This window comes from Frankia sp. R82 (assembly GCF_023716925.1).
GTDB lineage: Bacteria > Actinomycetota > Actinomycetes > Frankiales > Frankiaceae > Frankia.
In genome coordinates this window covers 1-7,186 of the sequence record NZ_JAMQQG010000238.1, presented here as the reverse complement: position 1 = coordinate 7,186, position 7,186 = coordinate 1, and the positions used below count along the sequence as shown (strand labels likewise).

4 protein-coding genes are annotated in these 7,186 nt (G+C 75.4%); 1 reads left to right on the top strand and 3 read right to left on the bottom strand.

Annotated features, from left to right (window positions below):
• The coding region (locus tag ND747_RS19275) for a bifunctional adenosylcobinamide kinase/adenosylcobinamide-phosphate guanylyltransferase (RefSeq protein WP_251735167.1) at nt 1–742 on the top strand (742 nt) is incomplete at its 5' end.
• A gap of 411 nt (nt 743–1,153) precedes the next feature.
• On the opposite strand, the gene ND747_RS19270 is transcribed toward ND747_RS19275, so the two are convergent.
• From ND747_RS19270 to ND747_RS19260, 3 genes are all read right to left on the bottom strand, one after another.
• Nucleotides 1,154–5,422 carry an NB-ARC domain-containing protein gene (locus ND747_RS19270; protein WP_251735165.1) on the bottom strand — a complete coding sequence of 1,423 codons (4,269 nt, stop codon included), beginning with the start codon at nt 5,420–5,422 and terminating at the stop codon, nt 1,154–1,156.
• A 54-nt stretch (nt 5,423–5,476) separates the two neighbouring features.
• Nucleotides 5,477–6,361: an adenosylcobinamide-GDP ribazoletransferase gene (locus ND747_RS19265; RefSeq protein WP_251735168.1), complete on the bottom strand. Its 885-nt coding sequence runs from the start codon at nt 6,359–6,361 to the stop codon at nt 5,477–5,479.
• On the bottom strand, nt 6,361–7,186 hold an 826-nt coding region (locus tag ND747_RS19260), incomplete at its 5' end, for a nicotinate-nucleotide--dimethylbenzimidazole phosphoribosyltransferase (RefSeq protein ID WP_374216276.1). The genes ND747_RS19260 and ND747_RS19265, both read right to left, overlap by 1 nt.

The following is a 7,186-nucleotide window of genomic DNA, read 5'->3' as shown; positions in this document are numbered from 1 at the left end:
CCGCTCGACCCTCGGGCCCGTCCCGGCGCCCCCGCCCGGACCCGTCACGGCGCCGGCCCCCGGACCTTCCGCGGCGCCGGCCCTGGAGCCCGCTCCGCGGCGAACGCTGGTGCTCGGTGGCGCCCGGTCGGGAAAATCGGCCGAGGCGGAGCGGCGGCTGCTGGGCGAACCCGAGGTGGTGTACGTCGCGACGTCCGCACCGGCGGACCCGTCCGATGCCGAGTGGGCGGCCCGGATCGCGGCCCACCAGGCCCGCCGCCCCGCGGCCTGGACGACGGTGGAAACCCTCGATCTGGTCGGCCTGCTGCGCACGCCCGGCCCGCCGCTGCTGATCGACGGCATCGGCCTGTGGGTCGCCGCCCACCTCGGCCCCCCGAGCGCCCCCGTCCCAGGCACCCCTGCCCCAGGCACCCCTGTCCCAGGCGCCTCCGTCCCAGGCACTTCCGTCCCGACCGCGGACGGCACCTCCGCGGCAGAGCCGGACGGTGAGCGAGCGGACCCGACCCAGAGGGACGGGGATCAGCTCGACCGGCGCACGGCGGAGCTCGTCGAGGCGTGGCGCAACACCCCACGGCGGGTCGTGGCGGTCTCCGACGAGGTCGGCTCGGGTGTCGTCCCGGCCACCTCCGCCGGACGACGGTTTCGCGACGCGCTCGGCCGGGCCAACGCGGCTCTCGCCGCCGCCTCCGACGAGGTGTGCCTGGTCATCGCCGGCATCGCCGTCCGGCTGCATCCCCGGTAGCCCCGGACGTGGCAGCACCACGGCCACGCAGCACCACAGCCACGCAGCACCACAGCCACAAGGTGGACAAAGCCATGGCACGGTGACGCTGCCGCGACACCCGGCCTCACGTACACGGCCGCCGTCGGACCAGAAGGCCACGTGGGGCCGAGCGCGGCAGCCATGTGGAGGGTTGTTCAAGGAATTCGGGCTCGATTTCCCGAACAACCCTCCACATGCACCCCGGCGACCCTCGTTCACCCCGGCGACCCTCGTTCACCCCGGCGACCCTCGTCGCAGGGCGCTCCGCTCGGACATCCCGAGTCAGGCGCGAGACACGCTCTTCATCACGCGCACGATATGAGACGTGCGGTAACCAGGCTCGAACCTGTCCGATCGTTGGAAAGCAGCCCGGGTACCGGAAAGCGGGCATCACGGCTCGTAGTCGTAGCGGAACAGGCCGGCGGAGCTGGCGACGATGATGCCGGGGCCGAGCTCGGCGGGCAGCCAGGTGCAGGCGCGGGCGGCGCCGTCGAAACGCATGAGGGACACCGCCTGCCAGGTCGTGCAGTCCCAGATCCACAGGGCGCCGTCCCCGCCGGCGGTGGCCAGCAGCGTGCCGTCCGGGGCGAACCGCGCGTCGCGGACGGTATGGGTGTGGCCGGTCAGCGTGGCGACGGGTCGGCCGTCGGCCACCTGCCAGATCCGCACGGTGTGGTCCGCGCCGGCGGTCGCGAGCAGCCGGTCGTCCGGGGCGAACGCGGCGCCCAGCACCCCCTCGGTGTGTCCGGCCAGTTCCCGCTGACAGACAGGCCGGCCTGGACGGTCTCGATCGCCCGGAGGGTCCTGCTGGCCCGGGCGGCCTGCACGGCCTGCACGGCCTGCACGGTCCCGGTAGCCGTGGCGTTCGGACGTCGCACCCGGCGAGGGCACCGACCACAGGCGGACGAGGCGGTCGTTGCCGCCGGTGGCGATCCAGCGGCCGTCGTGGCTCACCGCACACGCCGTTGCCGCCGTCGGGTGGGCCGTCAGGGACTCGGTCAGCCCGCCGCTGGCCGCGTCCCAGATCCGCAGCGTCCCGTCGCTGCAGGTACCGGCCACCGTGGTGCCGGAGGGGTCCACGTCGAAGGCCTTGATCTCGGTGCCGGCGGTCATCGTCGCGAGAACGTCGCCCGTCACCGGGTCGAGGCAGCGCAGTTCGGCGACGTCGCCGGGGACGAGCACCCAGGCGCCGTCCGGCGCGGCCACAGCGCCGCGGGTCAGGTCGACCTCGCCCGACCAGGTGACGCCGGTCGGCTCGCCGGTCTCCAGATCCCAGACCGCCGTGGTACCGCCGTCGGTGTACCCGACGACCACCGGCCGGCCCAGCGGCACAGCCAGTTCAGCCGGCACGGCCGGTCCAGCCAGCACGGCCGGTCCAGCCAGCACAGCCGGTTCAGCCGCAGGCGTTCCGTCGGGCCGGGGGCGGACGATGGCGACGCCGCGCATCGGCTGGTCCCGGCCCGACGCGGCCGGTTTGGGCCGGGTGACGTCGGTCGACCACAGCCGGATCGACCCGTACCGGCCGGATGCGGCGACCCAGGTGCCGTCCGGGGCGAGCACGCAGCGCCGGCTGCCGACGTCGCCGGTCAGGTCGGCACCGCGCGACCAGTCCCGCAGGTCCCACAGCCGCACGGCGCCGTGCCAGCTCGTCATGGCCAGCAGCCGGCCATCCCGGCCGACCGTCGCGGCGCGGATCGCCCCGGGTCGGTCGGAGATGACCCCGATCTCCTGCCAGGACACGGTGGACCAGCGGCGGAACGTGCCGTCCGCACCGGAGGAGCCCAGCCACGTGCCGTCCGGCGGTTCGGTCAGCGACAGCACCGCGCCGCTGTGCCCGACCAGCTCCGCCGTCGGCCGACCGGTCGCCGGATCGCAGATCCGGATCGTCTGGTCGTCGCCGGCGACGGCGATCCACCGGCCGTCGGCGGTGGTCAGGCAGCAACGCAGCGGCGCGTCCGAGACGGTGACCGCGTACACCTCGGTGGCGTCGTGCACCTCCCAGCAGCGCAGGCTCCCGTCCACGCCGACCGCGACGACCCGCTGCCCGTCCGGGGTGAACGCGCAACCGGTGGCCTCCCCACGGTGCCCCCGCAGGACCTGCGGCCCGGCGACGTCCAGCGGTCCGGCGGTATCCGGGAGCCCGGCGACGGCTGGCGGCCCGTCCCGCTGCTCGGCCCAGGACGCGGCCACCGGCCAGAGCCGGACCGTCCCATCGGCGCCCGCGGTGACGACAAGGCGGCCGTCGGGCGAGACCTCGCAGGCGTGCACCGTCCCGGTATGACCCGTGAGCACCCTGGTGCCCTGGCCGTCGGGGACCTCCCACAGGCGTACCGTGCCGTCGCTGCCGGCGGAGACGAGCGTCGTGCCGTCCGGTGTCACCGCGAGCCCCGCGGCGTGGCGGCGATGTCCGACCAGGGTGCGCAACAGCGCGGGATGCGCCTGGTCCGGACGGGGCCAGCGGCCGGTCAGCCGGGGGGTGGGAACGTGCCGAGCCAGGGCGCGGCGGGCGGCGGCCAGCTCGGGGCTACCGTCCAGCCGGCTGAGCAGGATGGCGCCGAGCGCCGCGGGCGGCTGGGTGGGTACGAGCAGGTGCGCGTTCTGGCGCACCAGCCGGTGCAGGGCGGTGAGCTGTGGGTCGTCCGGACGGACAGCCGCGACGAGTGTCAGGTCGGCCTCCAGCGCCACCGGCCCGAGCTGCGGGCGTTCCAGCTTGGCCAGCGCCCAGCGCAGGTCTCCCAGCAGCACCGCCGCCTCGTCCAGGCGTCCCGACCCGACCAGATGCCCGACCAGATACGTCCAGACGTAGCCGGCGGAGTCCCCCAGCAGCCACCACGGGTCCGCCGCCGCCTGCGGCGAGACCGTGGCCTGCGGCGAGACCATGGCCTGCGGCGGGAGGACGGGCAGGTAGGCGTCGCGCAGCGCGTCGCACAGCACCGCCTCGAGGGCGGCGACCTCCGGCTGACCGACCCGGGCCCGCAGGTAGCTGCGCAGCACGTCCTGCAGGAGCAGCGCTGGCGGCGAACGGCGGTAGGCGACGACCAGGGACAGGTCGGCGAGCTCCTGACACAGGTCGTCCACCTCGTCCGGGTCGAGGTCGCCGGTGCGTCCCCAGTACACCTCCAGGATCCGCCGGGGCACCTCGACGTCCTCGGGGAAGACCGCGAGTTCGAGGTAACGCTGCAGGTGGTGACCGGTCAGCAGGTCCAGGCTGGCCGCCAGGGTCGCCTCCACGGCCTCGATGCGCTGCCCGGCCCGGGTGACGTCGAGCCCGGTCGGCCCGCGGCGCTGCATCCGGCGGTACACGCGTTCGACGGCACGGGCCGGGCTCATGCCGTCCCGCACATGCCGCACGAGCGCCCGGTTCACCAGGCTGAGCAGCACCGGCCACCGTCCCGTGTCGGCCAGCAGCCGCTCGACCCCCGCCAGCTCGCGCACCGCCAGCTCCGCGCCAGGCTGCCCTTCGGCCGGCCGCCCGGACGATGCCCAGGCGCCGTCCGGCAGGTCACGCAGCAGCAGCGTCAGCGCCTCGTCGGCGTGCATCGCCGGAATCTCGATCATGCGGGCGCGGGGTAGCAGATCACGCAGCCGGGTGGTGACCAGGCGCACGGTGTTCGGCCCGCCCTGCAGGAACGGCGCGGCCTGCGTGCGGTTCCACACGTCGTCCACGACGAGTAGCCGGGCCTCGTCCGCCAGCAGAGTGCCGAGATGAAAACCGGCCTGCTCGGGGTCGGACAGCGTCGGGCGCGTCCCGGCCAGCGCCTCGCTGAGATCGTTGATCCGGTCGGCGAGCTGGGCGCCGCCGAGCGACTCCCCCACGGTCACCCACAGCAGCCCCCCGGGGAACCGTGCGGCGATCTCCGGATGCCGGCAGACCTCCCGGGCCAGCGTGGTCTTGCCCATCCCGCCGGTGCCGTGCAGCACCACTGCCCGCACCGCGCGCACTGCGGGCCCGGACGGGCCAGCCGGACGGGCCGGGCCGGGGTGACCGGGCAGGATCTCGTGCAGCACCGCGGCGGCAAGCACCGGCCGGGGCACCAGGCCGCCGCGGTCACCCGGAACCATCCAGGGCACGGCCGGGCGCCCCGGGCGCGGCGGCTCACCGGCCGTGGCGAGGGACTCCCGTCGGTCGGCTTCGCGCAGCTTGACCAGCGCGTCGAGCACCGCGGTTTCCAGATCCCCGGCGCCGCGGAACCCGGCGGTGATGATGCCCGCGTCCCGCAGCCGCGCCCGGAAGGCCCGCTGCCGGTCGGCGTGCACCTCGTCGACGAAGTCCCCGAACGGGACCTCGGCCTGGTGATCGAGCAGGAACACCAGCCGTGGCAGCCCGGCCGCGGTCGCGGCGTCGAACTCGAGTTCCGTGTACGACACGTCCGGATGGCCCGGGACGACGGTGCCGTACCGGAAGGCGATGAGCCCCAGGTAGACGTCGGACGAACGGACCGCCCGCACGCAGAACTCGGCCGGGTCGGCGTCGCGGGCACCGAAGTACTCCATGTCGATGACCTGGTCCCCGGCGAGCGCCACCGCCCGCTCGGCCGCCGCGACAAACGACCGCTCCCGCGGGAAGCCCCGCAGCTCGGCGGTGTGGCTCAGAAACACCCGCCGAGCGGCCTCGGCACCCGGCCGCAGCCCGCGCGACGCATCAGCCGGTACCGACACAACCCGGAACGTATCCGATTCCCACCGTTACCGGCACCCTGCGAGCGTCCCCCGTCACCGTGGGCGGCCCGGACCCGGCCAGCCCGGTGGCCCGGACGACGAGCCCGCGTCGGCGCCGAACAGGTGCAGCAGCCAGTTCGGATAGGTCATCGCCATGAACAGCAGCGTCACCACGGTGGTCAGCTCGACGAGCCCCCCGAGGACGTCTCCGGTCAGCCCACCGAGGCGGCGCACGACGTAGTGCCGCAGCGCGATGGAGACCGCGGTGCCGATGCACACGGCGACGACCCCCCGCACGGCCCGGTCGAGGTCACCGCCGTCGTAGTCGAAGCGCCCGGCGAGCGCCGCGAGCCCGCAGACGCCGAGGAACGCCACCACCGCGTCGCGGGTCCGCACGGAGCCGGCGACCAGGGCGCCGAGGCCGTTCGGATGTGCGGCGGGTGCGGCGCTCGCGCAGGCGAGGGTGACCGCGAGCCGACCGGTCATCGCCGCGACCAGCATCGACACCGTCCCCCGGTGCACCGTGATCGCCGCGCTGAGCGCCGCGACCTGCAGGAGCACGACGAACACCACCGCCACCACGCCGAAGGCGCCGACAGCCGGTTCCCGCATGACCGCCAGGGCCCGTTCCCGCCCACCGGCATGGCGAGCCCCGAGCCCGTCGGCAAGATCGGCCAGGCCGTCCAGGTGCAGACCGCGGGTGGCCAGCGCCAGCAGCGCGATGCCCGCCACCGCCGGCAGCAGCGTCTGGGTGCGGCTGCCCGGTGTGCCGGTCGAGACCCGCAGGCCGATGACCACCAGCGCGGCGAGCAGACCGAGGACGAGGCCCACCAGCGGGGCGAGTGCCATGGCGCGCCCGGCCACCCGCCGGTCGAGCCGCTCGGGCCCACGCACCGGCGCGACGGTGAGCAGCGTGAAGGCTGTCCGCAGCGCTGCGATCACGCGGTGTCAGACTCCGCCGAGGCCGCCTCAGAACCGCCCGGTTCGGCCTTTCCACTCACCCCGGCCTGGTCGAAGGTGGCCATCTCGGCGAGCGTCGCCTGCGCCGCCCGCACCAGCGGAACGGCCAGCAGCGCGCCGGTGCCCTCACCCAGGCGCAACCCGGCGTCGAGCAGCGGCGTGAGCCCGAGTGCACCCAACGCGTAGGCCTGCGCCGGCTCCGGCGAACGGGTGCCGGCGACCCACCAGTTCTTCGCCCCCGGGGCGATGTCCTCGGCCGCCAGCGCCGCCGCACAGACGATCACGCCGTCGAGCACCACCGGGGTACGCCGCACCGCGGCCTGCACCAGCAGCCCGGCGAGCACCATCAGATCCGCACCGCCGGCGACCCGCAGCACCGACCGCGCGTTGTCGGCGAACGGCCGGCCACGACGCATCGCATCCCGGATCGCCGCGGTCTTCACCATCCACCGGGCGTCGTCGATGCCGGTGCCACGGCCGACGACCTCCACCGGCTCCCGCCCGGTGAGCAGGGCCACGACCGCCGCGGCCGGCGTCGTGTTCCCGATCCCCATCTCGCCGGGCACCAGCAGATCGGCGCCGGCATCGACCTCCTCGTCGGCGATCAGCCGGCCGACGTCGAAGGCCCGCTCCCCCTCGGCAACGCTCAGCGCATCCGCGCGATCGATCCGGTTGCTCGCCCGCCGCACCCGGTAACGCTGCGGCGGTGCCGTGGGGGGGGGCCCCGCCCCCCCCCCCCCCCCCCCCCCCCCCCCCCCCCCCCCCCCCCCCCCCCCCCCCCCCCCCCCCCCCCCCCCCCCCCCC